Source organism: Streptomyces sp. NPDC052682 (assembly GCF_040678435.1).
GTDB lineage: Bacteria > Actinomycetota > Actinomycetes > Streptomycetales > Streptomycetaceae > Streptomyces.
Window position 1 is genome coordinate 242,718 of sequence record NZ_JBFATS010000006.1, and the last position, 26,007, is coordinate 268,724.

The following is a 26,007-nucleotide window of genomic DNA, read 5'->3' on the forward strand; positions in this document are numbered from 1 at the left end:
GCCGCGCTTCGTCAGCGGGCACGCGCGCGGTGCGCTGTGGGCGCACGCGAAGGGCCCCGCCCCTCGACGAGGCGGGGCCCTGGAGACCGCGTCAGCGCGAGCGCTTGGCCAGGCGCTCGACGTCCAGCAGGATCACGGCCCGCGCCTCCAGGCGCAGCCAGCCGCGCTGGGCGAAGTCGGCGAGGGCCTTGTTGACCGTCTCGCGGGACGCGCCGACGAGCTGGGCCAGCTCCTCCTGCGTGAGGTCGTGGACGACGTGGATGCCTTCCTCGGACTGCACGCCGAAGCGGCGGGACAGGTCCAGCAGGGCGCGCGCCACGCGACCCGGGACGTCCGAGAAGACCAGGTCGGACATGGCGTCGTTGGTCTTGCGCAGCCGGCGCGCGACCGCGCGCAGCAGGGCCGCCGCGACCTCGGGGCGGGCGTTCAGCCAGGGCTGGAGGTCGCCGTGGCCGAGGCCGAGCAGCTTCACCTCGGTCAGCGCCGTGGCGGTCGCCGTACGGGGACCCGGGTCGAACAGCGACAGCTCGCCGATCAGCTCGCCGGGGCCGACGACGGCCAGCATGTTCTCGCGGCCGTCGGGGGACGTGCGGTGGAGCTTGACCTTGCCTTCCGTGACCACGTACAGGCGATCTCCGGGGTCGCCCTCGTGGAACAGCGAGTCGCCACGCGCGAGGGTCACCTCACTCATGGAGGCGCGGAGCTCCGCGGCCTGCTCGTCGTCGAGCGCCGCGAAGAGCGGGTTGCGCCGCAGAACGTCGTCCACGAGTTCTCTCCTTGTCGACCTGCTCAGGGGATCTTGCTCCCCCGTGTACCAGGGGACCGTGGTGCCCATTTTGCCGGACGGTCCGAACAGTGTGATCTGTCACAAGGATGCCGCACAGGTGTCCCGGGGTACGCGGCAGGGGTCCAATTGGGCGCCGATCTTCGGGGTCCGGGGCGGATGTCGGTGCCGGGCCTTAGGCTGGCCGGGTGTCCGAATCGCCGGTGAGAGCACAGGCCGAGGGGGCTGCGCGGGTGGGTGTACGTCGCGATTCCGCTGTGGGCGAACAGGGCCCTGATGGCGGTAGGAAAACGGCGAAAGCGGCAAAGAGGGCGCCTGTGAAGAAGGGGGCGGCTTCTGTGAAGCATGCGAGTGCCGATACGGCGCCCGACAAGGCGCCGGCGAAGGCGGCCACGAAGAGGGCGGCTGCCGCGGCGAAGAAGGACGCCCCGGTGGCGGAGAAGGCCGCGCCGCCGAAAAAGACTGCGGCGGCGGGGAAGGCGCCTGCGGCCAAGCAGGCCGCGCCCGCGAAGAAAGCCGCGGCCGCGAAGAAGACCCCGGCGGCGAAGGCCCCTGCGGCCAAGCAATCCGCGCCCGCGAAGAAGGCCCCGGCCGCGAAGAAGGCCCCGGCCGCCAAGAAGAGTGCGGCTGTGAAGAAGGCCCCCGCCCCCAAGAAGGTCGTCGTCGCCCCCAAGAAGGCCACCGTCGCCGTGCCGGACGCCGTGGCGAAGACGGTCGTCAGGCCGCCGGGGAACGAGTCCCGTACCGCCCTGGTCCGCCGCGCCCGCCGTATCAACCGGGAACTCGCCGAGGTCTATCCGTACGCGCACCCCGAGCTGGACTTCGACAACCCCTTCCAGCTGCTGGTCGCCACGGTGCTGTCCGCGCAGACCACCGACCTGCGGGTCAACCAGACGACCCCCGCCCTGTTCGCCAAGTACCCCACCCCCGAGGACCTGGCCGCCGCCAACCCCGAGGAGGTCGAGGAGATCCTCCGCCCCTGCGGGTTCTTCCGGGCGAAGACCAGGTCGGTGATAGGGCTGTCGAAGGCCTTGGCGGAGGAGTTCGGCGGAGAGGTCCCCGGGCGCCTGGAGGATCTGGTCAAGCTGCCCGGCGTCGGCCGGAAGACCGCCTTCGTCGTGCTCGGCAACGCCTTCGGCCGGCCCGGCATCACCGTGGACACGCACTTCCAGCGCCTGGTGCGCCGCTGGCAGTGGACCGACGAGACCGACCCCGACAAGATCGAGGCGGCCGTCGGCGCGCTGTTCCCGAAGAGCGACTGGACGGACCTGTCGCACCACGTGATCTGGCACGGCCGCCGCATCTGCCACGCCCGCAAGCCCGCCTGCGGAGCGTGCCCGATCGCCGAGCTCTGCCCGGCGTACGGCGAGGGCGAGACCGACCCCGAGAAGGCGAAGAAGCTGCTGAAGTACGAGAAGGGCGGCTTCCCGGGCCAGCGCCTGAAGCCGCCGCAGGCGTACCTGGACGCGGGCGGCACACCGGCCCCGCCGCTGGCGGCCGGATGACGGCCCGGGAACGATCACGGGTCCGCCGGCCGTTGGATCCGGCAGGACGACGGGGGTGTCGATGACGCGAGCGAGCAATACCCAGGGCGGGCCGGTGACGCTCAGCAAGGAGGGCCTGCCCGCCTGGCTTGACCCGGTGGTGCACGCCGTCGAGACGGTCAGGCCGGGCCAGCTGAGCCGTTTCCTGCCGCCCGAGAACGGCACCGGGCGCCAGTCCGCCGTCCTCATCCTGTTCGGGGAGGGCGAGCGCGGACCGGAGCTGCTGCTGATGGAGCGGGCGAGCTCCCTGCGGTCGCACGCCGGGCAGCCGTCCTTCCCGGGCGGCGCCCTCGACCCCGAGGACGGCGATCCGCACACCGACGGGCCGCTGCGGGCCGCCCTGCGCGAGGCCGAGGAGGAGACGGGCCTGGACCCGTCCGGCGTCCAGCTCTTCGGGGTGCTGCCCAAGCTGTACATCCCGGTCAGCGAGTTCGTCGTCACCCCGGTGCTCGGCTGGTGGCGCGAGCCGAGCCCGGTCCGCGTGGTCGATCCGAACGAGACGGCCCGGGTGTTCACGGTGCCCGTGGCGGATCTCACGGACCCGGCCAACCGGGCCACGACCATCCACCCCAGCGGCCATCGAGGTCCGGCATTTCTGGTCGAATCGGCACTTGTCTGGGGCTTCACCGCCGGCATCATCGACCGGCTGCTGCACTTCGCGGGCTGGGAGCGGCCCTGGGACCGCCAGAAGCAGGTCCCGCTCGACTGGCGGTCATGACAGGGTGGCCCTCGTGAACGTGCTGGACATCTTGCTGCTGGTCGCCGCCGTGTGGTTCGCGGTCGTGGGCTACCGCCAGGGGTTCGTCGTCGGCATCCTGTCGGTGATCGGCTTCCTCGGCGGCGGCCTCGTCGCCGTCTACACGCTGCCCGTGATCTGGGACGCGCTCACGGACAACGCGGAGGTCAGCACGACCGCCGCGGTGGTCGCGGTCGTCGTCGTGATCGTCTGCGCCTCCGTCGGGCAGGCCCTGACCACCCACCTCGGCAACAAGCTGCGCCGGCACATCACCTGGTCCCCGGCCCGTGCCCTGGACGCCACCGGCGGCGCCCTGGTCAACGTGGTCGCGATGCTCCTGGTCGCCTGGCTGATCGGCTCCGCCCTGGCCGGTACGACGCTGCCCACGCTCGGCAAGGAGGTCCGCAGCTCCAAGGTGCTGCTCGGGGTCTCCCGGGCGCTGCCCGCCCAGGCCGACACCTGGTTCGCGGACTTCTCCTCCGTCCTCGCGCAGAACGGTTTCCCGCAGGTCTTCAGCCCGTTCTCCAACGAGCCGATCACCGACGTACGGCCCCCCGACCCGGCGCTGGCGAAGAGCCCGGTCGCCGTCCGCGCCCAGCGCTCCATCGTCAAGGTGATGGGCACCGCGCAGAGCTGCGGCAAGGTCCTGGAGGGCACCGGCTTCGTCTTCGCCGACCGCCGCGTGATGACCAACGCGCACGTGGTCGGCGGGGTGGACGAGCCGACCGTGCAGATAGGCGGGGAGGGCCGCAGGTACGACGCCAAGGTCGTGCTGTACGACTGGCGGCGCGACATCGCCGTACTCGACGTGCCCGACCTGGACGCGCCCGTGCTGCGGTTCACGTCGCGGGACGCGAGCAGCGGTGACGGCGCGATCGTCGCCGGCTTCCCGGAGAACGGGGCGTACGACGTGCGGGCCGCGCGGGTGCGCGGGCGCATCACGGCCAACGGCCCGGACATCTACCACCGCGGCACCGTGCGCCGCGACGTGTACTCGCTGTACGCGGTGGTCCGCCAGGGCAACTCCGGCGGGCCGCTGCTCACTCCGGACGGCAGGGTCTACGGCGTGGTCTTCGCGAAGTCGCTCGACGACGCCGAGACGGGCTACGCGCTCACCGTGGACGAGATCCAGGAGGACATCACCAAGGGGCGTACCGCCGGCCAGCAGGTGGGCAGCGACAGCTGCGCGCTGTGAGGCCCAGAGCGTCGGGGCCTCAGGGCGTCTCGGCCGCGCGGTGACGCAGACGTACGGAGACCCAGCGGGCCCGGCGGCGGAGGATCAGCGGGATCCCCACCCTCGGGTCCGTGCCCGTCATCTGCGGTGCACCGCCTCGCTGGTGAGTCCCCGTACCGCCCGCCGAGCGGCGTTCGCGGCTTGCGTCACTGTAGTCGTGCGTCCAGCCCATACCCCGACGTGTGCCCCTGACCCATGGTCGATAACCGCTCGGGGCGCCCCTAATTGGCCTATGCGCCGGGCAAGTGGCCGTTCGCGGGACAGCTGTTCACGACCGGACACCGGGCGCGCCCGAACGCTTACCGATCGGGTTCGGGATCCTTCAGCCAGTTGATCAGTTCCGACGAGAAGGCGACCGGGTCCTCCTCGTGCGGGAAGTGGCCGAGTCCGTCGAACAGCCGCCAGCGGTACGGGGCTTCGACGTACTCGCCGGACCCGGCCGCGCTGCGGGTGCGCAGCACGGGGTCGAGGGAGCCGTGCAGATGCAGCGTCGGCACCCGTACGGGCCGTTTCATCCGGCGGTTGAACTGGATGCCGTCCGGGCGGGCCAGGGAGCGCACCATCCAGCGGTACGGCTCGATCGAGCAGTGCGCCGTGGACGGGATGCACATGGCGCGCCGGTAGACGTCCAGCGCCTCGTCGTCCGGCAGGCGCGGCCCGGACCACTCGCGGATCAGCTCGGCGACGAGCGCGCCGTCGTCGGCGGTGAGCTGCCGCTCGGGGATCCAGGGCCGCTGGAAGCCCCAGATGTGGGACCCCGCCCGGGTCTGCCGGGCGTCCCGGAGCATCGCGGCCCGCCAGCGCCGCGGATGCGGCATGGACACGACCGCCAGGCGCCGCACCAGCTTGGGGCGCATCGCGGCCGCCGTCCACGCCAGGTATCCGCCCAGGTCATGGCCGACCAGGGCGGCGTCCGGCTCGCCGAGCGAGCGGATCACGCCGGTGATGTCGAGCGCCAGGTTGGCGGGGTCGTACCCGCGCGGTGTGCGGTCGCTGCCGCCCACGCCCCTGAGGTCCATGGCGACGGCCCGGAAACCCGCGTCGGCGAGGGCGACGAGCTGGTGCCGCCAGGTCCACCAGAACTGCGGGAAGCCGTGCAGCAGCAGCACCAGCGGGCCGTCACCGAGCTCCGCGATGTGGAACCGGGCGCCGTTGGCGGCGACCTCGCGGTGGCTCCAGGGGCCCTCCGGACGTACGACCGAGGCGGGCTGTGCCGAGGGGGTGGCGGGTTCCGTCATGACGACGAGCGTGCCACAGCCTCGATGGCCTTCGCGTCGGGGTTCCGGTCCAGCGCCGGCTCGGGGCGGGGGTGCGGCTTGGCGTTCTGCAGGACGCCCGCGCTCTCCTTCATCGAGGCGGCCACCTTCTGCGGTCCCTTGCTCTTCTTGGCCTTCTTGGCGAAGGCGACGCCGATCAGCGCGAGGAGGAGCGCGACCAGCACGTTCGCCGCGAAGGAGAGCAGGAAGCAGACCGCGAGGTTCCAGTCGCTCCAGGTGCGGATGCCGTACGCCAGCGCGAAGTTCAGCATCGGCAGGGAGAACAGCAGCACCGCGCCGGCCAGCGTGAACGCGCCGCCGCTCGTCGCGCCGCGCTTGACGTCCTGCTTGAGCTGCGCCTTGGCCAGCGCGATCTCGTCGTGCACCAGCGCCGACATGTCCGCCGTCGCGGAGGCGAACAGCTGGCCGATGCTGCGTTCGGCGCCGACCGGGCTGCCGTCGGGTGCGCTCATCGCGGTCTCCCTCTTGTGCTGTTGAGGTCTCGTTCGTTCGTGGTGGGCCTGACTGCGTACGGTCCTGTCTTTTGTACCGTCTCGTCAGATCATGCCGGACCGTCGCGGTCATCGCCTGCCCCGCCCGGCACTTCGGCAAGCCCGCGTCGCGCGGCGGCCTTCTCCTCGGCGATCCTGCGGTGTTCGGCGGCCTTGCGGTCGTAGATCTCCGCCATCCGCAGGTGGTACTCCGGCTCGTCCTCCTCGTAGATGTCCGGGATGCCGTCGCGGTCCTCGTCGCGCTCCTCGGCCTCCCACAGGCGGCGGTACTTGGCGTTCCGTATCTTCAGCAGGACGGTGGCGAGGATCGCGGCGATGAGCGAGCCGATGAGGACGGCGGCCTTGACCTCGTCGGTCATCCTCGCGTCGCCCTCGAAGGCCAGTTCGCCGATGAGCAGCGAGACGGTGAAGCCGATGCCGGCCAGGGTCGCCACCGCGAACACGTCCGCCCACTCCAGCTCGTCGCTGAGCGAGGCCCGGGTGAAGCGGGCGGTCAGCCAGGTGCCGCCGAAGATGCCGAGCGCCTTGCCGACCACGAGCCCGAGCACCACGCCGAGCGTCTCCGGCTGTGTGAACACGTCCCCGAGCGCGCTGCCGGAGATCGGCACGCCCGCGCTGAACAGCGCGAACAGCGGCACCGCCAGCCCCGCCGACAGGGGCCGTACGCGATGTTCGATGCGCTCGCCGGGGGAGTGCGCCTCGCCTTCGTGGCGGTGGCAGCGCAGCATCAGGCCCATCGCTACACCGGCGATGGTGGCGTGGACGCCGCTGTTGTACATCAGCCCCCAGATGACCAGGGCGAGCGGGACGTACACGTACCAGCCGCGGACGCCCTTGCGCAGCAGCAGCCAGAAGACGGCCAGGCCCGCGGCGGCGCCGCCGAGCGCGGCGAAGTTCAGGTCGTCGGTGAAGAAGACGGCGATGATCAGGATGGCGAAGAGGTCGTCGACGACGGCGAGCGTGAGCAGGAAGGCGCGCAGCGCGTTCGGCAGGGAGGTGCCGATGACGGCGAGCACGGCGAGCGCGAAGGCGATGTCGGTGGCGGTGGGCACCGCCCAGCCGGCCAGCGACCCGCCGCCGGTCACCACGGTGAGGGTGTAGACGAGCGCCGGTACGGCCATGCCGCACAGCGCCGCGACGACGGGAAGCGCGGCGGCCCTGGGGTCGCGCAGGTCACCGGCGACCAGCTCGCGCTTGAGCTCGATGCCGGCGACGAAGAAGAAGACCGCGAGCAGCCCGTCGGCCGCCCAGTGCGCGACGGACAGGTCCAGGCCGAGGGCGGCCGGTCCCAGGTGGTGGTGGGACACGGTCGCGTAGCTGTCGTGCAGCGCGGGGATGTTCGCCCAGGCCAGCGCGGCGAGCGCGGCGAGGAGCAGCAGGACGCCGCCGACGGTCTCGGTGCGCAGCGCGTCCGCGACGAAGGTCCGCTCGGGCAGCGACAGACGCCCGAAGAGCTTGCGGGGACCGGGGTCGCGGGGGGCGGAGTAGCGAGGGGCGGACAAGGTGGACCTCCGGTCGGTGGGCAGGCAGGGCGGAACGCTTGCCGACCAGACTTCCCGGCGCACCTCTCACATGTTCGACGTGTTCCTCAGCCTATCCGACCTGCCTCGGGCGGGCCCGGCGATCTCGCCGCACGCAGGTGCGTACGAGGTGGCCGTCCTACGCCGTCGTGGGGCGGGGCACCCGGCGGGTGTCCGCTGCCGGGTGCCCCGCCGTGCGATGCTCAGTCCTCGCTGGGCGCCTTGGGCAGCTTGGCCTGGATCAGGTCCATCACCGTCGAGTCCGTCAGCGTGGTGACGTCCCCGAGCTGGCGGTTCTCGGCGACGTCCCGCAGCAGGCGTCGCATGATCTTGCCGGAGCGGGTCTTGGGCAGCTCGGCCACCGGCAGGATGCGCTTGGGCTTGGCGATCGGGCCGAGGGTGGCGCCGACGTGGTTGCGCAGCTCGGCGACCAGGTCCTCGGTCTCCGCGGCCGTACCGCGCAGGATCACGAAGGCGACGATGGCCTGCCCCGTCGTCTCGTCCGCCGCGCCGACCACGGCCGCCTCGGCGACGGACGGGTGGGACACCAGGGCCGACTCGACCTCCGTGGTGGAGATGTTGTGGCCGGACACCAGCATCACGTCGTCCACCCGGCCGAGCAGCCAGATGTCGCCGTCGTCGTCCTTCTTCGCGCCGTCACCGGCGAAGTACCTGCCTTCGAAGCGCGACCAGTACGTGTCGATGAACCGCTGGTCGTCGCCCCAGATGGTGCGCAGCATCGACGGCCACGGCTCGGTGAGCACCAGGTAGCCGCCCCCGCCGTCGGGCACCTCGTTGGCCCCGTCGTCGACGACGGTCGCGCAGATGCCGGGCAGCGGACGCTGCGCGGAGCCGGGCTTGGCCTCGGTGACGCCCGGCAGCGGGGAGATCATCATCGCGCCGGTCTCGGTCTGCCACCAGGTGTCCACGACCGGGGTGCGGTCGCCGCCGATGTGCTTGCGGTACCAGATCCACGCCTCCGGGTTGATCGGCTCGCCGACCGAGCCCAGCACGCGCAGGCTGGACAGGTCGTACTTGGCGGGGATGTCGTCGCCCCACTTCATGAACGTGCGGATCGCGGTCGGCGCGGTGTAGAGGATCGTCACCCCGTACTTCTGGACGATCTCCCAGAAGCGGCCCTGGTGCGGGGTGTCCGGGGTGCCCTCGTACATCACCTGGGTCGCGCCGTTGGCCAGCGGTCCGTAGACGATGTAGGAGTGCCCGGTGACCCAGCCGACGTCGGCGGTGCACCAGTAGACGTCGGTCTCCGGCTTGAGGTCGAAGACGGCCCAGTGGGTGTACGCGGCCTGGGTGAGGTAGCCGCCGGAGGTGTGCAGGATGCCCTTCGGCTTCCCCGTCGTGCCCGAGGTGTAGAGGATGAACAGCGGCTGCTCCGCCTCGAACGCCTCCGGGGTGTGCTCGGCGGACTGCCGGTCCACGAGGTCGTGCCACCACACGTCCCGGCCCTCGGTCCAGGCGACCTCCTGGCCGGTGCGGCGCACCACGAGCACGTGCTCGACGCCCGCCGCCTTCCCGAGCGCCTCGTCCACGGCGGGCTTGAGCGCGGACGGCTTGCCACGCCGGTAGCCGCCGTCGGCGGTGATGACGACCCGTGCGTCCGCGTCCTGGATCCGGGTGGCGAGCGCGTCCGCCGAGAAGCCGCCGAAGACGACCGAGTGCGCGGCGCCGATCCGGGCGCAGGCCAGCATCGCGATCGCCGTCTCGGGGATCATCGGCATGTAGACGGCGACCCGGTCGCCCTTTCGGACACCCAGCTCCAGCAGGGCGTTGGCGGCCTTGGAGACCTCGTCCTTGAGTTCGGCGTAGGTGAGGGCGCGGCTGTCGCCGGGCTCTCCCTCGAAGTGGAGGGCGACCCGGTCGCCGTGTCCGGCCTCCACATGCCGGTCGACGCAGTTGTAGGCGACGTTGAGCTCGCCGTCCTTGAACCACTTGGCGAACGGCGGGTTCGACCAGTCGAGGATCTCGGTGGGCTCCTTGGCCCAGGTCAGCCGGCGGGCCTGCTCGGCCCAGAAGCCGAGCCTGTCAGCCTTGGCCTGTTCATACGCCTCCGCGGTGACGTTGGCGTGCGCGGCCAGGTCGGCGGGGGGTGCGAACCTGCGCTCTTCCTTGAGCAGGTTGGCCAGGCTTTCGTTGCTCACGGCATCTGCCTTTCCCAGGGTGTCCGTTGTGTCCCAGGCCACAGCTCATCAGACCCGGGGGGCCGATGACAAGGGTCGTCGGCCGATTGGTGTAGACCTTTCGGCCGTGCCGCCCCGTGGTCCCGGTCACCCGTTGCCACGGACGCCGACCTGGGGAAGTTCAGGGTGTGTAACGCCTTTCACACGTGGGCGGGCGAGGGGGCTGGTGGGCTGGGGTGGGCCAAAGGGGGCGGCGCGGTCCCGGACTGGTGGGACCGCGCCGCCCGAGGTGGTGCGTGCGGGCGTCAGGCGGACAGGTCCACCGGCCGCACCCGGTCGAAGAACCGGGCCGCGCGTAGGTCACCGTCCCTGTCGGCGGCCCGGTCCTCGGGGTCCTCGGTGAGCAGGTACGCCTGTGCCTCGCCCACGTGGAAGTACATCCCGTGCAGCTCCAGAGCACCTGCCTTCAGCGCCCGAGCCACCGAGTCGTGGGCGCGCAGGTGCTCCAGCTGTTGGACCACGTTGGTCAGGCTCAGCTGCTCCACCGCGTCGGCGGGTGCCCGCCCGGCCAGCCGCGCCCACGGGCGGCCGCCGTCGGCCATGCGCTCCAGGCTCGGCAGCCCGTGCCGCAGCCACCGCTTGAGCGGTGTCTGCGCCCCTCCCGGCTCGGAGCTGAGCAGTGCCTGCATGGCCCCGCACCCGGAGTGCCCGCACACCGTGATGGACCGCACCTTCAGCACGTCCACCGCGTACTCGATGGCCGCGGCCACCGAGTCGTCACCGCTCTCCTCGCCGGGCAACGGCACCAGGTTGCCCACGTTGCGCACCACGAACAGGTCGCCCGGACCACTGGAGGTGATCATCGAGGTGACGAGCCGTGAGTCGGCGCAGGTGAGGAACAGGTGGGACGGCCGCTGCCCCTCGCGCGCCAGCCGGGCCAGCTCGCCGCGCACCAGCGGCGCGGTGTTGCGCTGGAACGCGCTGATGCCACGCGCCAGTTCGTGCCCGCTCGTACCGGCCCCGGCGGTCTCGGCGCGGTCGATGCCGTCGCCGGGCCGCTCGGCGGACGGCTCGGGGCGCGGACGTTCGCACTGGTGGTTGCGCCAGGGCGTCCAGGGACGGCAGCGGCAGCCGGCGGCGGAGTCGACGGCCGCCTCGGCTCCCTCCCGCGCGTCCTGGTCGTGGAGCGCCTCGGGTTCGGCGATGCGGATTCCGGCGCGGCGGCCGGTGATCTCGACGGTGCCGCCCCGCGCGGTGTGCGTCTTCTGCCAGTCCTGCAACGTCTCGTACGCGGCGTGGTCCATGAACGAGCCGTCCAGCTCCACGACGACGTTCGTTCCCTGGGGCACGAGATGCAGCGCCCGGCTGAGCCGGGGCACCGCGAGGAACGTCAACTGCCCTCGGACGTGTACGTGATGGACTCCTTCCTCCTCGTCGTGCGTGATACGGGTGCGGGTGAGGCGGTGCAGGGCGACGCCGACGGCGACGGCGATACCGAGGGCGACGCCCTCCAGGACGCCGAGGGACACCACGCCGAGGGTGGTGACGGCGTACACCAGCACCTCACGGTGGCGGGTCACCGTGCGGATGTGGTGCAGCGAGACCATCTGGATGCCGACGGACATCACCAGGGCGGCGAGCGAGGCGAGCGGGATGAGCTCCAGGAGCGGGACCATCAGCAGCGTGGCGGCTACCACGAGAACGCCGTGCAGCATCGTGGAGTTCCGGCTCACGGCACCCGCGTGCACATTCGCGGTACTGCGCACCGCCACCCCGGCGACGGGCAGCCCGCCGAGCGTGCCGGAGACGATGTTGGCGGCGCCCTGCCCGAGCAGTTCGCGGTCCAGATCGGAGCGGGGGACGGGCGGGCCGGGCCGTGCGGCCGCCAGTTTGTCGACGGCGACCGCGCCGAGCAGCGACTGCACGCTGCACACGAGTGTCGTGGTGAGCACGGCCGCGACGAGGCCGAGCACCGGACCTTCCGGCAGCCCGGCCAGGGCGTGGTTGCTCCAGGACGGCAGGTCGACCTTGGGCAGGCGCAGACCCGCGAGGGCCGCGGCGGTGCTGCCCCCGGTCACGGCGACGAGCGCGGCCGGCACCCTGCGCAGGACGCTCCCGGCCCGGCCGGGCAGCCGTGGCCAGACGAACAGCAGAGCCAGGGTCAGGGTGCTCACCGACACCGCCGCCGGGTGCAGGTCGGCCAGCTGGGCGGGCAGCGCCCTGAGGTTGTCGGGCACGGAGCTCTGCGGGGTGCCGCCGAGCACGATGTGCAGCTGGGCGACGGCGATGGTGACGCCGATGCCGGCGAGCATGCCGTGCACGATGGCGGGGCTCACGGCGAGCGCCGTGCGCGCCACCCGCAGGCAGCCGAGCCCGAGTTGGGCGAGGCCGGCGAGGACGGTGATGGCGCAGGTGGTGCGCCAGCCGTAGCGCTGGATCAGGTCGGCGGTGACCACCGTGAGCCCGGCGGCCGGACCGCTGACCTGGAGCGGGGAGCCGCCGAATCTGCCGGCGACGAGCCCGCCGACGGCGGCGGCGACGAGGCCGGCCTGGAGCGGCGCGCCGGTGGCGAGGGCGATGCCCAGGGACAGGGGCAGGGCGATCAGGAAGACCGCGATCGACGCCGACACGTCGGCACCCGCGATACGGAAGCGGCGGGGGCCGGCCGGTGGCGGGCTGTGGGACTGGTGGATGGGCTCGGTCGGACCCGAGTCGGTGGTGCGTGCGGGGACGCAGGCTGACATGGTTCCCGTCTCCTCCGGGGCTACGCGGTCGCGGATCTGGTGGTTCCCGCCTCGCGGGCAGGGTTCGGTCGCGGCCGTGGGTCACGGCGTACAGCGGCGGGATGCATCAACGCTCCGTAAACGGATCGTAATGCAGAGTAAAGGGCTGGCATAGAATGTCCGGGCAAATGGGCTAATAAGTCCCTCTCACGAGTGAAGGAGGTATTTCATCGGCTTGTCGTAATAATTCCTTCTTCCTTCCGTGCGACCTTTGCGGCGCTGTCGGCACCCGAGAGAAGGAAGAAGGTGGGCGGAACATGGCAGCCACCCACAGGATCGCCGCAGGCCCCGTCATCGCCGGGGTCTGCGCCCTGTCGCTCGCCGGCTGTGCGTTCGGAACCGGCGGTTCCAGCGAGGCCGGCACGGACGCTCACCCGCAGGGGGCGCACGCACCGCAGCACGGCCGGTCGGCACCGAAGAGCACCCTGCGGCTGATCGGTGACGGTTCCACCGCCTACACCGGAGCGCAGCCGCACCTGCCCAGACCCGAGCGCCTCAGGCCCGGCCAGAAGCCCCCGCAGTTCGTGGTGTTCTCGTGGGACGGCGCCGGCGAGGACAGCCAGAAGCTCTTCTCCCACTTCCGCGAGGTCGCCAGGGCGAACAACGCGACGATGACGTACTTCCTCAGCGGCGTGTACATGCTGCCGGAGGAGAGGCGCGACCTGTACCGGCCGCCGCAGCACTCACCGGGCCGCTCCGACATCGGCTTCAACGACCGGAGGGGCATCGCCGCCACCGCCGAGCAGCTGCGTCTGGCGTGGCTGGAGGGCAATGAGGTCGGCACCCACTTCAACGGCCACTTCTGTGGCAGCGGCGGCGGGGTCGGCGAGTGGTCGGTCGAGGACTGGAAGGACGAGATCGCCCAGGCCAAGCAGTTCGTGAAGACCTGGAAGACCAACACGGGCCTGACGGACGCGGCCCCGCTGCCCTTCGACTACGACAAGGAGCTCATCGGCGCCCGCACCCCCTGCCTGGAGGGCCGGGAGAACTTCATGAGGGCGGCCCGCCAGCTGGGCTTCCGGTACGACACCAGCGGCGTCAACAACCAGGTGTGGCCGGGCAAGAAGCACGGCCTGTGGGATCTGTCGATGCAGCTCGTGCCGTTCCCCGGGCACTCCTTCGAGCAGCTCACCATGGACTACAACTTCATGGTCAACCAGTCGGGCACCACCACCCAGGGCGACCCCGCCAAGCACGCCTACTGGGGCGACCAGATGCGCGACAGCCTGCTGCGGGGCTTCCAGCGGGCCTACGACGGCAACCGGGCGCCCCTGATCATCGGCAACCACTTCGAGTCCTGGAACGGCGGCACCTACATGCGGGCCGTCGAGGAGGTCATCGAGCGGGTGTGCACCAAGGCCGAGGTGCGGTGTGTCTCCTTCCGGCAGCTCGCGGACTGGCTGGACGCGCAGGACCCCACGACGCTCGAGAAGCTGCGCACCCTGCAGGTCGGTCAGGCGCCGAAGCAGGGCTGGGCGGCCTTCCTGGCGGCCCGCCCGACCCCGGCCCCGAAGGGGGCACCCGGATCACCGGCCGCGAAGGGGGCACCGCAGGCCCCGGCGGCCAGGCGGTGATCCACTGTCTGCCCCGAGGGGCCGGGCGCTGAGGCGTCAGGCGGTCGCAGGCGACAGATCTACGGCCGGTCAGGCCGTGGTCACCGCCGCCTCCCCGAGCACGAAACCGGGGTCGATCTGTGCCGCCAGGTCGGCCCCGGTGCGCTCGTTGCCCCAGGCCTGGGCGTTCTTGAGGTGGAAGTGCACCATCTGGCGCGTGTAGCGCTCCCAGTCGCGCTGCTCGTACGCCGCGTCGACCGTGGTGCGCAGCAGCTCCAGGGCGCGGCGGTTGGGCTCCTCCAGGAGGCCGAACCGGGGCGGCCGGCCCTTCTCCAGGGCGCGTACCCAGTCCGAGTGCCCGAACGCCACGAGCAGGTCGTCGCCGACCTCGGCCCGCAGGAAGTCGACATCGTCCGGGCCGTGCACCTTGTTGCCCACGACCTTGAGCAGGACCCCGTAGTCACGGGCGTACTCCTTGTACTGGCGGTAGACGGACACCCCCCTGCGGGTCGGCTCGGCGACGAGGAACGTCAGGTCGAAGCGGGTGAACATGCCGGAGGCGAAGGAGTCCGAGCCCGCCGTCATGTCGACCACGACGTACTCGTCGCGCCCGTCCACCAGGTGGTTCAGGCACAGCTCCACCGCTCCCGTCTTGGAGTGGTAGCAGGCGACCCCCAGGTCGGACTCCGTGAAGGCCCCCGTGACCATCAAACGGACCGCGCCGCCGTCGAGTTCCACCGGCCGGGCGCAGGCGTCGTAGACCGGGTTGTCCTCGCGCACCCGCAGCAGTCGTGAGCCCTCACCCGGCGGCGTCGTCTTGATCATCGTCTCGGCCGAGGCGATACGGGGGTTGTCGCCGCGCAGGTAGTCCTTGATGAGCCGCAGGTGGTCGCCCAGCGCGGGCAGCGCGGCCGCCTCCGCCTCGTCGAGGCCCAGCGCGCACCCCAGGTGCTGGTTGATGTCGGCGTCGACCGCGACGACCGGGGCGGCCCGGGCCGCGAGATGCCGGATGAACAGGGAGGACAGGGTCGTCTTTCCGCTGCCGCCCTTCCCCACGAAAGCAATTTTCATGTTCACGAAGCGTAATGGGGCGATGGCGGTGTGTCGCACGCACGCGTGAGGAAGACCACTCCTTCGTGGGGTGCGGGCCGCGGGTGCGTAGGGTCGTACCCATGAGTACGACAGGCGCGACCGCCGACCCGCTTGCGGCCCTGGCCTCACTGCCCGGCGTGGCCGAGTCCGTGGAGTCCGTGCGCAAGGCCGTGGACCGGGTCTACGGGCACCGGATCATGCGCCGCCGCAGCACCGAGATCACCTCCGAGGCGGCGCTGCGCGGCGCCCGTGGCTCGGCGGCGCTGTCCGGAGCGGACTGGGCCCTGGAGGAGGTGCGCCGGCGCACCGACTTCAGCGGCGACGACGAGGCGCGCACCATGGGCGCGGCCCTCCGGCTGACCGCGGAGGCGGGGCAACTGCTGTCCGTCTGGCGGCAGTCACCCCTTCGAGTGCTGGCGCGGCTGCACCTGGTGGCGGCGGCCGACAAGGCCGACCACGTCGGCCGACCCCGTCATGCGGGGGAGCCCGTCGACGAGCCGCTGGTCGAGCTGCCGTTGCCGAACGCCACGGAGATGCACGGCCGGCTCGACGGCCTCGCCGAACTGATCATCGCGGGCAGCTCGGCCCCGGCGCTGGTCACGGCCGCCGTCGTGCACGGCGAACTGATGGCACTGCGCCCCTTCGCCTCCCACAACGGCCTGGTCGCGCGGACCGCCGAACGCATCGTCCTGGTGGGCAGCGGTCTGGACCCCAAGTCGGTGTGCCCGGCCGAGGTCGGCCACGCCGAGCTGGGCCGCGCGGCCTACGTGAAGGCGCTCGACGGGTACGTCTCCGGGACCCCCGAGGGCATGGCCGCCTGGATCGCGCACTGCGGCAGGGCCGTCGAGCTGGGCGCGCGCGAGTCGACGGCGGTGTGCGAGGCGCTCCAGCGCGGCGCGGCATAACAGAAATGCGGCGGTACGAGGATTCGTACCGCCGCTGGCATGTTCACCGAGTTACCAAGCGTCCTCGATATTCGCCCATCAGGTCGGGTACTTTGCCCGTCACCTGGTGCGGCTGGCCCGTAATCGACGGGTCGACGTCGCGTGGGTGCCCGGTGTTCATGCTCGGTCCGTGGGCCATTTGCGTTTTGAAGGTGATCCTCTCGGATGTCCTTGGTCTCGCGGGCCGTTGAGTCCTTTGTACTCCGGAACGGGAGCAAGCGAAACCCCTGACCGCGCTTCTTTACTTTTGGGTTCAAATAGGACGGCGAGGGCCGCCCAGGTCAGGCGATCGACGCCCGACGCCGGTTCGCGTACCAGACGAACCCCGCCGTGGCCGCCGCGGCGCCTATCGCGGCGGCGGCGACGAGCACCGGGCGCGGCGGTACGGAGAACGCCGGGAAGCGCTGCTTGAGGCGCACCGGGCGGTGGAAGTCGAGGATCGGCCAGCCGCGGGCCAGTGCCTCCCGGCGCAGCGCGCGGTCGGGGTTGACGGCGTGCGGGTGGCCGACGGACTCCAGCATCGGCAGGTCGGTCGCCGAGTCGCTGTAGGCGTAGCAGCGGGACAGGTCGTACCCCTCGGACTCGGCCAGCTCCCTGATCGCCTCGGCCTTCGTCGGGCCGTACGCGTAGTACTCCACCTCCCCGGTGAAGCAGCCGTCGTCGCCCACGACCATGCGGGTGGCCACGACGCGGTCGGCGCCGAGCAGCTCACCGATCGGCTCGACGACCTCGGCGCCCGACGTGGACACGATCACGACGTCGCGGCCGGCGGTGTGGTGCTCCTCGATGAGGGAGGCGGCCTCGTCGTAGATGATCGGGTCGATCAGGTCGTGCAGCGTCTCGGCGACGATCTCCTTGACCTGCTGGACGTTCCAGCCGCGGCACAGCGCGGACAGGTACTCGCGCATCCGCTCCATCTGGTCGTGGTCGGCGCCGCCGGCGAGGAAGACGAACTGGGCATATGCGGTACGCAAGACAGCCCTGCGGTTGATCAGACCGCCTTGGTAGAAGGACTTGCTGAAGGTGAGCGTGCTCGACTTCGCAATGACCGTCTTGTCCAGATCAAAGAAGGCCGCTGTGCGGGGCAAGGAGTGGTTTTCCACGCCCTTGAGCATAGGGGCAGCCCATTCGGCGTAAGGTGGGCGTGTGGGTTTGCCTGAGAGGCCTCTCGGGTACACCATGGAAGTCACGGATCGTTCGCGACCGTGCTAACCCGGTCCGACTCCTCCCCCCCCGAGTCGGCCGTGGAGACGACCCCCGCTCTCCCCCCCGGCGGGGGTCGTCGCATGTCCGGGTGGGTTTTTCCCATTTTCGCCGCCGTCGGGTGCTGTCACGCAGGTGCTCAGGTCCGGTGCTTCGCCATGCCCATGATCCGTCACTGAGCGTGTCCGTGGGACTGCTCTGCGGGAGTCGCACGGGCGGTGGGCCGGGGTCACCGGTATGGGTGATGGCGATATTCACAACCCCCGAGCCGTCCACAGTTATCGACCAAGATCCACACGATTTCCCGGATCGCTGCACCGTGATTCCAGCGCGGCCCGCTCGCGGCGAGTTCCTTGCCGGTTCCTTGCCGGTTCCTTCCTGGTTCCTTGCCGGATCCGTTTGCCGGGGCGCGTATGGCCGGTTTTCGACGGCCGCTCATATGGAGACCGCTTGGGCGGTTCTTCACACGTTTGGGATTCGCGGGGCCGAAGGGGCTGCGCGAGAGATGCAGCGAAGGGGGATGCGGCCATGCCCGGAGCCGTCGCACACGATCCGCCACCGACCGCCGGAGGGCGGCAGAGCGGACCGCTCATCGTCACCGAGGACGCCGAACTCCTCGACGACCTGCTGCGCCTGTGCGCGGCGGCCGGCGCCACACCGGAGGTCCACCACGGGGTGCCGGAACCCACCGGCCGCTGGGAGGCCGCCCCACTCGTGCTGGTCGGCGACGACGCCGCCCGGCGCTTGCGCGGGGCCGCACGCCGGCGCGGCGTGGTGCTGGTCGGCCGTGACCAGGACGATTCCGGGGTCTGGCGGCGGGCGGTGGAGATCGGCGCCGACCACGTCCTGATGCTGCCCGACGGCGAACAGTGGCTGGTCGACCGCATCGCCGACGTCGCCGAGGGGGTCGGGCGGCCCGCGCTCACCGTCGGCGTCATCGGCGGACGCGGCGGGGCCGGCGCCTCTACGCTCGCGTGCGCCCTCGCCGTCACCTCCGCGCGTGAGGGGCTGCGCACGCTTCTCGTGGACGCGGATCCGCTGGGCGGCGGACTCGATGTCCTCCTCGGCGGGGAGACAGCCGAGGGGTTGCGCTGGCCCGCGTTCGCCGCCTCGCGCGGGCGGGTCGGCGGCGGCGCCCTGGAGGAATCGCTGCCCGAACTGCACTCCCTTCGCGTGCTCAGCTGGGACCGCGGTGACTGCGTCGCCGTCCCGCCGCAGGCCGTCCGCGCGGTGCTGGCGGCGGCCCGGCGCCGGGGCGGCACGGTCGTCGTCGACCTGCCGCGCCGCGTCGACGACGGAGTCGCCGAGATCCTCGGACAGCTCGACATGGGGCTGCTGGTGGTACCGGCGGAGCTGCGGGCCGTCGCGGCGGCGGGCCGTGTCGCCTCCGCCGCGGGCATGGTCCTGCGCGACCTGCGGGTGGCGGTCCGAGGGCCGTACGCGCCCGGCCTGGACGACCGGGAGGTGGCCCGGCTGCTCGGGCTGCCCCTGGCGGGGGAGGTGCCCGTGGAGTCGGCACTGCTGCGCCCGATGGGCGGCGGGCAGCCACCCGGAGCGGCGGCGCGGAGTCCCCTGGCGCGGTTCTGCACGCAGTTCTGGGAGCGGGCCCTGGTCGAGGCGGGTGCCGCGTGAACGCCTTCACCGCGGCCGACGGTTCCCGGCTGCTCGACGGGGTGCGCCAGTGGCTGGCCGAGAGCGGCGCCGAGCCGACCCCCGCGCGCGTGGCGCAGGCGCTGCGGGAGCAGGGCCGGGTGCTGGGCGATGCTGAAGTGCTGGGCGCCGCCGAGCGGCTGCGGTCCGAGCTGGTCGGCAGCGGGCCACTGGAGCCGCTGCTCACCGACCCGTCGGTGACCGACGTCCTGGTGTCGGCCCCGGACCGGGTCTGGGTCGACCGGGGCGGCGGGCTCGAGCTGACCTCCGTCCGTTTCGCCGACGCCGCTGCCGTGCGGCGCCTCGCGCAGCGGCTGGCCGCCGTGGCAGGGCGCCGGCTCGACGACGCCCGGCCCTGGGTGGACGCCCGGCTGCCCGACGGCACCCGGCTGCACGCGGTGCTGCCGCCGGTCGCCGTCGGCTGCACCTGCCTGTCGCTGCGGGTGGTACGGCCGCGCGCCTTCACCCTCGAGGAGCTGGTGGCGGCGGGCACGGTGCCGCCGGGCGGGGACCGGGTGCTGCGGGCCCTGATCCGGGCCCGGCTGTCCTTCCTCGTCAGCGGCGGAACGGGCAGCGGCAAGACGACGCTGCTGAGCGCGCTGCTGGGAGTGGCCGGCCCGGACGAGCGGATCGTGCTCGCCGAGGACTCGGCGGAACTGCGGCCGGACCATCCGCACGTCGTGCGCCTGGAGACCCGGCCCGCCAACCAGGAGGGCGCCGGACTGGTCACCCTCGAGGACCTCGTGCGGCAGGCGCTGCGGATGCGCCCGGACCGGCTCGTCGTGGGGGAGGTGCGCGGGCCCGAGGTGGTGCATCTGCTGGCCGCGCTGAACACCGGCCACGAGGGCGGCTGCGGCACGGTCCACGCCAACGCGGCCGCCGACGTACCGGCCCGGCTCGAGGCACTCGGCACGGCCGCCGGACTCGACCGGGCCGCCTTGCACAGCCAGCTGGCTGCTGCGCTGTCGGTGGTCCTGCACCTGGTGCGCGACCGGGCCGGACGGCGGCGGATCGCCGAGGTGCACGTGCTGGAGCGGGACCCGTCCGGGCTGGTGCGGACGGTACCGGCGCTGCGGTGGGGTGCGGAGGCGTTCGTCAGCGAGCGGGGGTGGGAGCGGCTGCGGGGGCTGCTCCGGGAGGACGGGCGGGAGGTGCCTCGCCCCGGTGGGCGGGAGCTGCCTCCGGAGGACCGGCGGGGGCTGCTTCGTCAGGACGGGTGTGAAGGGGGAGAGGGCGTTGGACGGGACGGCTGAGGTGTCGATGGGGGCGACAGTGGCGTGCCTGGGCGCGGCCGTCTGGCTGCTGGGCGGGCGGCAGCCCGGGGCGCGGCGGGCGCGGTTGCTGTTCGCGGGTGGTGGGACGGCGGGCAGCGGACCGCCCGGCTGGCCGGAACGCGTGACGGACGCGCTGCGGCGGGTCCGCGCGCGACTGCGGCCCGAGTGGTGGGCGCCCGCCGCCGGGGTGGTGCTGGCGGTGCTGGGGGCGTCGGTCCTGCCGGTCGTCGCCGGAGCGGCCGGGGTGCCGTTGCTGTGCCGGGCGCGGCTCGCCCGTCAGGCGCGGCGCGCCCGGGAGCGCCGGGCGGATGCGGTGATCGGGCTGTGCGGGGCGCTGGCCGGGGAGGTGCGGGCCGGGCGGCAGCCGGGTGAGGCGCTGCTGCGCGCCGCCCGCGACTCCGGCGGGCTCGGTGCGGCCCAGGCCGTGGTGCTGGCGGCGGCGCGGTTCGGCGGGGACGTGCCGGGCGCGCTCGCTGCCGCGGCACGGCAGCCGGGGGCCGAAGGGCTGCGGGGACTGGCCGCGTGCTGGCGGGTGGCGGTGGACCAGGGCGCCGGGCTCGCCGCCGGACTCGACCGGCTCGAAGGGGCGCTGCGCGCCGAGCGAGACCAGCGTGCCGACCTGCGCGCCCAGTTGGCGGGTGCCCGCGTCACGGCCGTGATGCTGGCCGGGCTGCCGGCTCTCGGCCTGCTCCTCGGCACCGCCCTGGGCGTCGACCCGCTGCACGTGCTGCTGCACACCGGAGCCGGCCTGGGCTGTCTGCTGGCCGGTGGGGTGCTGGAGGGACTGGGGCTGTGGTGGGCGCTGCGCATCGTGCGGGGAGCGGAGGAGGCGGCGTGAACGCAGACGTTGTCCACAGGCTGGGGACAGCCGTCGCGGTGGCGCTGCTGTTGGGATGGCCGGCCCGGTGGTTGTGGACCGTGCGGCACAGGCACCGGGCGCGACGACGACTGGCCGAGGTGCTGGCGCAGGAGCCGGCGACACCGGCCGCTCCCCGGCGCGCGGTAGGCGGTGCCCTGCGGCGATGGCTGCCCCTGATGGGCGTGGTGTGTGCCGGGTGGGTGCTGGTCGGCGGTGCAGCGGGCCTCGCGGTGGCACTGGTGGCGGCGGCCGTGCTGTGGGGGTGGCGACGGCGGCAGACAGCCACCGGCGCGGACGCGCACGACCGCGACGCCGCCGAGGCGGCACGCCAACTGCCGCTCGCCGCCGACCTGCTGGCGGCCTGCATCGCGGCCGGTGCCGGCCCGGTGCTCGCGGCGCAGGCCGTGGGCGAGGCCCTGGGCGGGCCGGTCGGAGACGCCCTGGCGCGCGGCGCGGCGGAGGTACGGCTCGGCGGCGAACCGGGCGCGGCCTGGCGGCGGCTGGCCGCCGCACCGGGTGCGGGAGCGCTGGCCCGGCTGCTGGAGAGGGCCGACGTGTCCGGGCTGCCCGCCGCCGTGCCGGCCGCCCGGCTCGCCGCCGACGCACGCGCCGAGTGGGCGCGCGCCGCCACGGCACGGGCCCGGCGGGCCTCCGTCCTGGTCACCGCACCGGTGGGGCTGTGTTTCCTGCCCGCGTTCATCGCGGTCGGGGTGCTGCCCGTGGTCATCGGGCTGGCGGGCGGCGTGCTGGACGGGGGTGGTGGCTGACGGGGACCCACGGGACGCGCCGGTGAGCGGCGCTTCGAGAAGCAGTGACGAGCAGACGGTTTCCAGGACTCTTACGGAGGTTGAGATGTATCAGGCGGTACGGGCACGGCTGTGTGCCCTGGTGTGCGCGGTGCGAGCGGTGCGGAGGGACGCGGGGATGGTCACCTCGGAGTACGCGATGGGCATCGTGGCGGCGGTGGCGTTCGCCGTGGTGCTCTACAAGGTGGTCACGAGCGGCGCGGTCAGCGCGGAGCTCCAGGACATGGTGAGGCGGGCCCTTCGTGCGAAAGCGTGAGCGCGGTGCGGGACGGGGGTCGGACCAGGGGTTCGTGACGGCGGAGTCGGCCGTGGTGCTGCCCGTGCTGGTGCTCTTCGCCGCGTCGCTGATCTGGGGGCTGCTGGTCGTGGTCGCGCAGATCCGGTGCGTGGACGCGGCGCGGACGGGCGCCCGTGCGGCGGCCCGGCAGGAACCGGCCGGCGCGGTGGTCGAGGCGGCCCGCGAGGTCGCACCGTCCGGGGCCGAGATCACGGTCAGCCGGGAGGCGCAGCAGGTGCGCGTGACCGTGGTGGCCCAGCCGCCACTGCTGTACGGACTGCCTCTTGAGCTGCGGGAGGACGCCGTGGCCTCCGTCGAGGCCCGGGGGGCGGCGGGGGAGGGCACATGAAAGGCGGCTCGCGGGGTCCCGCCCCGGCTCGGTGGCTCCGGTGGGCGGCAGCGAGCTCCGACCGCGGCTCCGCCACGGTGTGGAGCGCCGGGGTGATCGCGGTGCTGTGCGTCGTCTTCGGCGTCGTGCTCGCCGTGGGGCATGCCGTCGTCACCCGGCACCGCGCGGCCGGAGGCGCGGACCTCGCGGCGCTCGCGGCGGCGGACCACTGGGCTCAGGGGGAACCGGCGGCCTGCGCCCGGGCGGATCGTGTGGCCCGGGCCCAGGGGGCACGGCTCGTGCGCTGCGCGCTCGTCGGCGACGTCTCGGACGTGACTGCGGCGTCGGGACGAGGGCCGTTCACCGCGGAGGTCAGGGCACGGGCGGGCCCTGCGGGAAGCGCGGGCCTGGCTCCTGACGAACCTGTGGGGCCGGTGCCGCCGGAGGGACTCCAGGGCCCCTCTCCTGCGGGTCTCCCCGGGCTGTCTGCTGCGGGTCTTCCCGGCCCGGCTAAGAGTGCGGCCGGACCGGCTAGGAGCCCGGCCGGACCGGCTCCCCCTGCTCCCCCGCCGTCTTCTCCTCCGGCGCCCCCTCCAGCAGCACCGTGAGCAGTCGCACGGCACCCCTCTTGTGCAGCGGATCGTTGCCGTTGCCGCACTTGGGGGACTGGATGCAGGACGGGCAGCCGGCCTCGCACTCGCAGGACGCGATGGCCTCGCGGGTGGCCGTGAGCCAGGCCCGGGCGGTGTGGAAGGCGCGCTCCGCGAATCCCGCGCCTCCCGGGTGGCCGTCGTACACGAAGACGGTGGGCAGCAGCGTGTCGGGGTGGAGCGGGATCGACACGCCGCCGATGTCCCAGCGGTCGCAGGTCGCGAAGAGGGGCAGCATGCCGATCGACGCGTGCTCGGCCGCGTGCAGGGCGCCGCCGAGGATCTCCGGGTTGATCCGCGCCCGGTCCAGCTGATGCTCGGTGACCGTCCACCACACCGCGCGGGTGCGCAGGGTACGGGGAGGGAGGTCGAGCTTGGTCTCGCCCAGCACCTCGCCGGTGAGGAGCCGGCGGCGCAGGAAGGAGACGACCTGGTTGGTGACCTCGACGGAGCCGTAGCACAGGCGGCCCTCGCCCCAGGGGATCTCGGCGTCGGTCTCCAGGACGGAGATCGAGGTCGTGTCGCGGGCGACGGTGGAGTACGGCGGGCGGGCCTCCTCGACCAGGGCGACGGAGTCCTCCAGGTCCAGGGACCGTACGAGGTATGTGCGGCCCTGGTGGAGGTGGACCGCGCCCTCGTGCACCGTCGAGTGCGCGGCGCCCGCGTCGACCGTGCCCAGCAGGCGGCCGGTGCCGGCCTCCACCACCTGGACGGGCCGGCCGCCCTCGCCCCGGATGTCGGTCAGGTCGGCGGCCCGCTCCCGCCGCGTCCAGTGCCAGGCCTTGGTACGGCGGCGCAGCAGCTTCGCGGCTTCCAGCTGCGGCAGCAGCTCGGCGCAGGTGGGGCCGAAGAGGACCAGGTCCTCCTCCGTGAGCGGGAGCTCGGCCGCGGCCGCGCACAGATGGGGGGCGAGGACGTAGGGGTTGTCGGGGTCGAGGACGGTGGATTCCACCGGCCGGTCGAACAACGCCTCCGGGTGGTGGACGAGGTAGGTGTCCAGGGGGTCGTCGCGGGCCACCAGGACGGCGAGGGCGCCCTGCCCGGCCCGTCCGGCCCGGCCCGCCTGCTGCCACAGGGACGCGCGCGTGCCCGGGTAGCCGGCGATGATCACCGCGTCTAGGCCGGAGATGTCGATGCCGAGCTCCAGGGCGTTGGTCGCGGCCAGGCCCAGCAGTTCGCCGGAGTGCAGGGCCTTTTCCAGCGCGCGGCGCTCCTCGGGGAGGTAGCCGCCCCGGTAGGCCGCCACCCGCCGGGCCAGGGAGCGGTCCACCTCGGCGAGGCGTTCCTTGGCGATGACGGAGATCAGCTCCGCCCCGCGCCGGGACCGGATGAAGGCGATCGACCGCATGCCCTGCACGGTGAGGTCGGTGAGCAGGTCGGCGGCCTCGGCGGTGGCCGTACGGCGGACGGGTGCGCCCTTCTCGCCTTCCAGTTCGGTCAACGGCGGCTCCCAGAGGGCGAACACCAGTTCACCGCGCGGGGAGGCGTCGTCGGCCACCTCCACCACCGGCAGACCGGTCAGGCGCCGGGCGGCCACCGCGGGCTCGGCGGCGGTGGCCGAGGCCAGCAGGAACACCGGCGAGGCGCCGTAGCGGGCGCACAGGCGGCGCAGCCGGCGCAGCACCTGGGCGACGTGCGAACCGAAGACGCCCCGGTAGGTGTGGCACTCGTCGATGACGACGTACCTCAGCGACTTCAGGAAGGAGGCCCAGCGGGGGTGGGACGGCAGGATGCCGCGGTGCAGCATGTCCGGGTTGGTCAGCACGTAGGTGGCGTACTGGCGGATCCACTCGCGTTCCTCGAACGGCGTGTCGCCGTCGTAGACCGCGGCACGCACCGAATGGCCCAACGGCTGTGAAAGTTCCTTCACCGACCGGCACTGGTCCGCCGCAAGGGCCTTCGTGGGGGCGAGGTACAGGGCGGTGGCCCCGCGGCCGTTCGCGGCCTTTGCGCCGTCCAGCAGCGTGGACAGGACCGGCACCAGGTACGCCAGGGACTTGCCGGATGCCGTGCCGGTGGCGACGACGACCGACTCGCCGTTCAGGGCGTGTTCGGCGGCGATGGCCTGGTGGGCCCAGGGATGCTGGACACCGGCGGTCCGTACGGCGGCGATGACCTCGGCACGGATCCGGTCCGGCCAGACGGCATGGCGGCCCTCACGTGGGGGCAAGTGCTCCGTATGAGTGATGCGCGCAGCCCGGCTCGGCCCCGAGGCGAGCCGGTCCAGGACCGTGCCCGGCGCGGGGCGGGAGGCGTGGTCCGTCGAGGGTCGATCGGATCGGTGATTCTTGGCCATCGGCACCGAGTGTGTCACTGGCGTGACGGACAATGGGACCAAGGCGTCGTGCACGCCTGCCGGTAAGTGATTGAATGCCATCGCGGCTGGCGAACCGTCCAGGGGCCGAAGCCGAGATGCCCCAAGGGCGACCGCTCGATAGCAAGGTGCTGGAGGATCCGTGGACCTGTCCCTGTCGACCGAGACCATCGGCGATCGCACGATCGTCAGGGTCGGTGGCGAAATCGACGTATATACCGCGCCCAAGCTGCGCGAGCAGCTGGTCGAGCTGGTGAACGACGGCAGTTTCCACCTTGTCGTCGACATGGAGGGTGTGGACTTCCTCGACTCCACCGGCCTCGGCGTGCTGGTCGGCGGCCTCAAGCGCGTGCGTGCCCATGAGGGCTCCCTGCGCCTGGTCTGCAACCAGGAGCGCATTCTGAAAATCTTCCGTATCACCGGCCTCACCAAGGTGTTCCCGATTCACACCTCGGTCGAGGAAGCGGTGGCGGCGACCGACTGATCACCGGCCCCGGGCCAAGTGCCCGGGGCTGCCGACGTCCGGCGAAACGTTCGCCGGAACGTGCGG

Annotated in this window: 22 protein-coding genes and 1 pseudogene; 13 read left to right on the forward strand and 10 right to left on the reverse strand. The window is 72.6% G+C overall.

Annotated elements, in window-relative coordinates; genetic code table 11:
- Positions 1–91: 91 nt before the first annotated feature.
- On the reverse strand, positions 92–766 hold the full coding sequence (locus tag AB0K80_RS11745) for a Crp/Fnr family transcriptional regulator (protein WP_029382547.1): 675 nt from the start codon (positions 764–766) through the stop codon (positions 92–94).
- 449 nt (positions 767–1,215) lie between these two features.
- Here AB0K80_RS11745 and nth point away from each other — a divergent pair, with 449 nt between their 5' ends.
- The 3 genes from nth to AB0K80_RS11760 all read left to right on the forward strand — a co-directional run bounded on the left by nth (position 1,216) and on the right by AB0K80_RS11760 (position 4,259).
- Entirely contained in the window at positions 1,216–2,289 is a 1,074-nt protein-coding gene (gene nth / locus AB0K80_RS11750) for an endonuclease III (RefSeq protein ID WP_365668577.1), read from the forward strand.
- A gap of 61 nt (positions 2,290–2,350) precedes the next feature.
- Positions 2,351–3,046: a CoA pyrophosphatase gene (locus tag AB0K80_RS11755; protein ID WP_365668341.1), complete on the forward strand. Its 696-nt coding sequence runs from the start codon at positions 2,351–2,353 to the stop codon at positions 3,044–3,046.
- A 13-nt stretch (positions 3,047–3,059) separates the two neighbouring features.
- A complete protein-coding gene (locus AB0K80_RS11760; RefSeq protein WP_365668343.1) occupies positions 3,060–4,259 on the forward strand; it encodes a MarP family serine protease in 1,200 nt (399 codons plus the stop codon).
- Between the two features lie 19 nt (positions 4,260–4,278).
- On the opposite strand, the gene AB0K80_RS11765 is transcribed toward AB0K80_RS11760, so the two are convergent.
- The 6 genes from AB0K80_RS11765 to AB0K80_RS11790 all read right to left on the reverse strand — a co-directional run bounded on the left by AB0K80_RS11765 (position 4,279) and on the right by AB0K80_RS11790 (position 12,468).
- Positions 4,279–4,470: a hypothetical protein gene (locus tag AB0K80_RS11765; protein WP_365668345.1), complete on the reverse strand. Its 192-nt coding sequence runs from the start codon at positions 4,468–4,470 to the stop codon at positions 4,279–4,281.
- 127 nt (positions 4,471–4,597) lie between these two features.
- Positions 4,598–5,536 carry an alpha/beta hydrolase gene (locus tag AB0K80_RS11770; protein WP_365668347.1) on the reverse strand — a complete coding sequence of 313 codons (939 nt, stop codon included), beginning with the start codon at positions 5,534–5,536 and terminating at the stop codon, positions 4,598–4,600.
- Positions 5,533–6,027 (reverse strand): phage holin family protein, encoded by a 495-nt coding sequence (locus tag AB0K80_RS11775; protein ID WP_365668349.1) that lies wholly within the window; start codon positions 6,025–6,027, stop codon positions 5,533–5,535. The genes AB0K80_RS11770 and AB0K80_RS11775 overlap by 4 nt, the downstream gene beginning before the upstream one ends.
- An 89-nt stretch (positions 6,028–6,116) precedes the next feature.
- Positions 6,117–7,568, reverse strand: a complete 1,452-nt coding sequence (gene nhaA / locus AB0K80_RS11780; RefSeq protein ID WP_365668351.1) for a Na+/H+ antiporter NhaA — start codon at positions 7,566–7,568, stop codon at positions 6,117–6,119.
- Positions 7,569–7,789: 221 nt separating this feature from the next.
- Entirely contained in the window at positions 7,790–9,745 is a 1,956-nt protein-coding gene (acs, locus tag AB0K80_RS11785) for an acetate--CoA ligase (RefSeq protein ID WP_365668353.1), read from the reverse strand.
- A gap of 284 nt (positions 9,746–10,029) precedes the next feature.
- Positions 10,030–12,468 (reverse strand): bifunctional SulP family inorganic anion transporter/carbonic anhydrase, encoded by a 2,439-nt coding sequence (locus tag AB0K80_RS11790; protein ID WP_365668355.1) that lies wholly within the window; start codon positions 12,466–12,468, stop codon positions 10,030–10,032.
- A 296-nt stretch (positions 12,469–12,764) separates the two neighbouring features.
- Between AB0K80_RS11790 and AB0K80_RS11795 the strand changes: the two genes are divergently transcribed.
- A complete protein-coding gene (locus AB0K80_RS11795) occupies positions 12,765–14,081 on the forward strand; it encodes a hypothetical protein (RefSeq protein WP_365668357.1) in 1,317 nt (438 codons plus the stop codon).
- Between the two features lie 69 nt (positions 14,082–14,150).
- On the opposite strand, the gene AB0K80_RS11800 is transcribed toward AB0K80_RS11795, so the two are convergent.
- Complete coding sequence (locus tag AB0K80_RS11800) at positions 14,151–15,131, reverse strand: ATP-binding protein (protein ID WP_365668358.1); 981 nt, start codon at positions 15,129–15,131, stop codon at positions 14,151–14,153.
- A 101-nt stretch (positions 15,132–15,232) separates the two neighbouring features.
- Between AB0K80_RS11800 and AB0K80_RS11805 the strand changes: the two genes are divergently transcribed.
- Positions 15,233–16,057, forward strand: a complete 825-nt coding sequence (locus AB0K80_RS11805) for an oxidoreductase (protein WP_365668360.1) — start codon at positions 15,233–15,235, stop codon at positions 16,055–16,057.
- A gap of 320 nt (positions 16,058–16,377) precedes the next feature.
- Here the strand turns inward: AB0K80_RS11805 and AB0K80_RS11810 are convergent, their stop codons facing one another.
- Positions 16,378–17,211 (reverse strand): HAD-IB family hydrolase, encoded by an 834-nt coding sequence (locus AB0K80_RS11810; RefSeq protein WP_365668362.1) that lies wholly within the window; start codon positions 17,209–17,211, stop codon positions 16,378–16,380.
- A 616-nt stretch (positions 17,212–17,827) separates the two neighbouring features.
- Here AB0K80_RS11810 and ssd point away from each other — a divergent pair.
- The 7 genes and pseudogenes from ssd to AB0K80_RS11845 form a co-directional block, all read left to right on the forward strand.
- Complete coding sequence (ssd, locus tag AB0K80_RS11815; RefSeq protein ID WP_365668364.1) at positions 17,828–18,931, forward strand: septum site-determining protein Ssd; 1,104 nt, start codon at positions 17,828–17,830, stop codon at positions 18,929–18,931.
- Positions 18,928–20,202 carry a TadA family conjugal transfer-associated ATPase gene (locus AB0K80_RS11820; protein ID WP_365668366.1) on the forward strand — a complete coding sequence of 425 codons (1,275 nt, stop codon included), beginning with the start codon at positions 18,928–18,930 and terminating at the stop codon, positions 20,200–20,202. Before ssd ends, AB0K80_RS11820 begins: the two co-directional genes overlap by 4 nt.
- 7 nt (positions 20,203–20,209) lie before the next feature.
- On the forward strand, positions 20,210–21,061 hold the full coding sequence (locus tag AB0K80_RS11825) for a type II secretion system F family protein (protein ID WP_365668579.1): 852 nt from the start codon (positions 20,210–20,212) through the stop codon (positions 21,059–21,061).
- Positions 21,058–21,849, forward strand: coding sequence for a type II secretion system F family protein (locus AB0K80_RS11830; RefSeq protein WP_365668368.1), 792 nt, complete (start codon positions 21,058–21,060; stop codon positions 21,847–21,849). The genes AB0K80_RS11825 and AB0K80_RS11830 overlap by 4 nt, the downstream gene beginning before the upstream one ends.
- An 85-nt stretch (positions 21,850–21,934) precedes the next feature.
- On the forward strand, positions 21,935–22,144 hold the full coding sequence (locus tag AB0K80_RS11835; RefSeq protein ID WP_365668370.1) for a DUF4244 domain-containing protein: 210 nt from the start codon (positions 21,935–21,937) through the stop codon (positions 22,142–22,144).
- Entirely contained in the window at positions 22,131–22,514 is a 384-nt protein-coding gene (locus AB0K80_RS11840; RefSeq protein WP_365668371.1) for a TadE family type IV pilus minor pilin, read from the forward strand. Before AB0K80_RS11835 ends, AB0K80_RS11840 begins: the two co-directional genes overlap by 14 nt.
- Positions 22,511–22,888, forward strand: a pseudogene (locus AB0K80_RS11845) (Rv3654c family TadE-like protein); the annotation flags it as partial. The gene AB0K80_RS11840 and the pseudogene AB0K80_RS11845, both read left to right, overlap by 4 nt.
- Before the next feature lie 136 nt (positions 22,889–23,024).
- Here the strand turns inward: AB0K80_RS11845 and AB0K80_RS11850 are convergent.
- Entirely contained in the window at positions 23,025–25,520 is a 2,496-nt protein-coding gene (locus AB0K80_RS11850) for a DEAD/DEAH box helicase (RefSeq protein WP_365668373.1), read from the reverse strand.
- A 79-nt stretch (positions 25,521–25,599) separates the two neighbouring features.
- Between AB0K80_RS11850 and bldG the strand changes: the two genes are divergently transcribed.
- Positions 25,600–25,941 carry an anti-sigma factor antagonist BldG gene (gene bldG, locus AB0K80_RS11855; RefSeq protein ID WP_024885807.1) on the forward strand — a complete coding sequence of 114 codons (342 nt, stop codon included), beginning with the start codon at positions 25,600–25,602 and terminating at the stop codon, positions 25,939–25,941.
- Positions 25,942–26,007: the final 66 nt, after the last annotated feature.

Excerpts from the sequence above, each read along its gene's own strand:
- AB0K80_RS11755 (WP_365668341.1), top strand. The coding sequence starts at position 2,351 with ATGACGCGAGCGAGCAATACCCAGGGCGGGCCGGTGACGCTCAGCAAG.
- AB0K80_RS11765 (WP_365668345.1), bottom strand. The coding sequence starts at position 4,470 with ATGGGCTGGACGCACGACTACAGTGACGCAAGCCGCGAACGCCGCTCG.
- AB0K80_RS11770 (WP_365668347.1), bottom strand. The coding sequence starts at position 5,536 with ATGACGGAACCCGCCACCCCCTCGGCACAGCCCGCCTCGGTCGTACGT.
- AB0K80_RS11775 (WP_365668349.1), bottom strand. The coding sequence starts at position 6,027 with ATGAGCGCACCCGACGGCAGCCCGGTCGGCGCCGAACGCAGCATCGGC.
- AB0K80_RS11790 (WP_365668355.1), bottom strand. The coding sequence starts at position 12,468 with ATGTCAGCCTGCGTCCCCGCACGCACCACCGACTCGGGTCCGACCGAG.
- AB0K80_RS11795 (WP_365668357.1), top strand. The coding sequence starts at position 12,765 with ATGGCAGCCACCCACAGGATCGCCGCAGGCCCCGTCATCGCCGGGGTC.
- AB0K80_RS11800 (WP_365668358.1), bottom strand. The coding sequence starts at position 15,131 with ATGAAAATTGCTTTCGTGGGGAAGGGCGGCAGCGGAAAGACGACCCTG.
- AB0K80_RS11805 (WP_365668360.1), top strand. The coding sequence starts at position 15,233 with ATGAGTACGACAGGCGCGACCGCCGACCCGCTTGCGGCCCTGGCCTCA.
- AB0K80_RS11810 (WP_365668362.1), bottom strand. The coding sequence starts at position 17,211 with ATGCTCAAGGGCGTGGAAAACCACTCCTTGCCCCGCACAGCGGCCTTC.
- ssd (WP_365668364.1), top strand. The coding sequence starts at position 17,828 with ATGCCCGGAGCCGTCGCACACGATCCGCCACCGACCGCCGGAGGGCGG.
- AB0K80_RS11825 (WP_365668579.1), top strand. The coding sequence starts at position 20,210 with ATGGGGGCGACAGTGGCGTGCCTGGGCGCGGCCGTCTGGCTGCTGGGC.
- AB0K80_RS11835 (WP_365668370.1), top strand. The coding sequence starts at position 21,935 with ATGTATCAGGCGGTACGGGCACGGCTGTGTGCCCTGGTGTGCGCGGTG.
- AB0K80_RS11850 (WP_365668373.1), bottom strand. The coding sequence starts at position 25,520 with ATGGCATTCAATCACTTACCGGCAGGCGTGCACGACGCCTTGGTCCCA.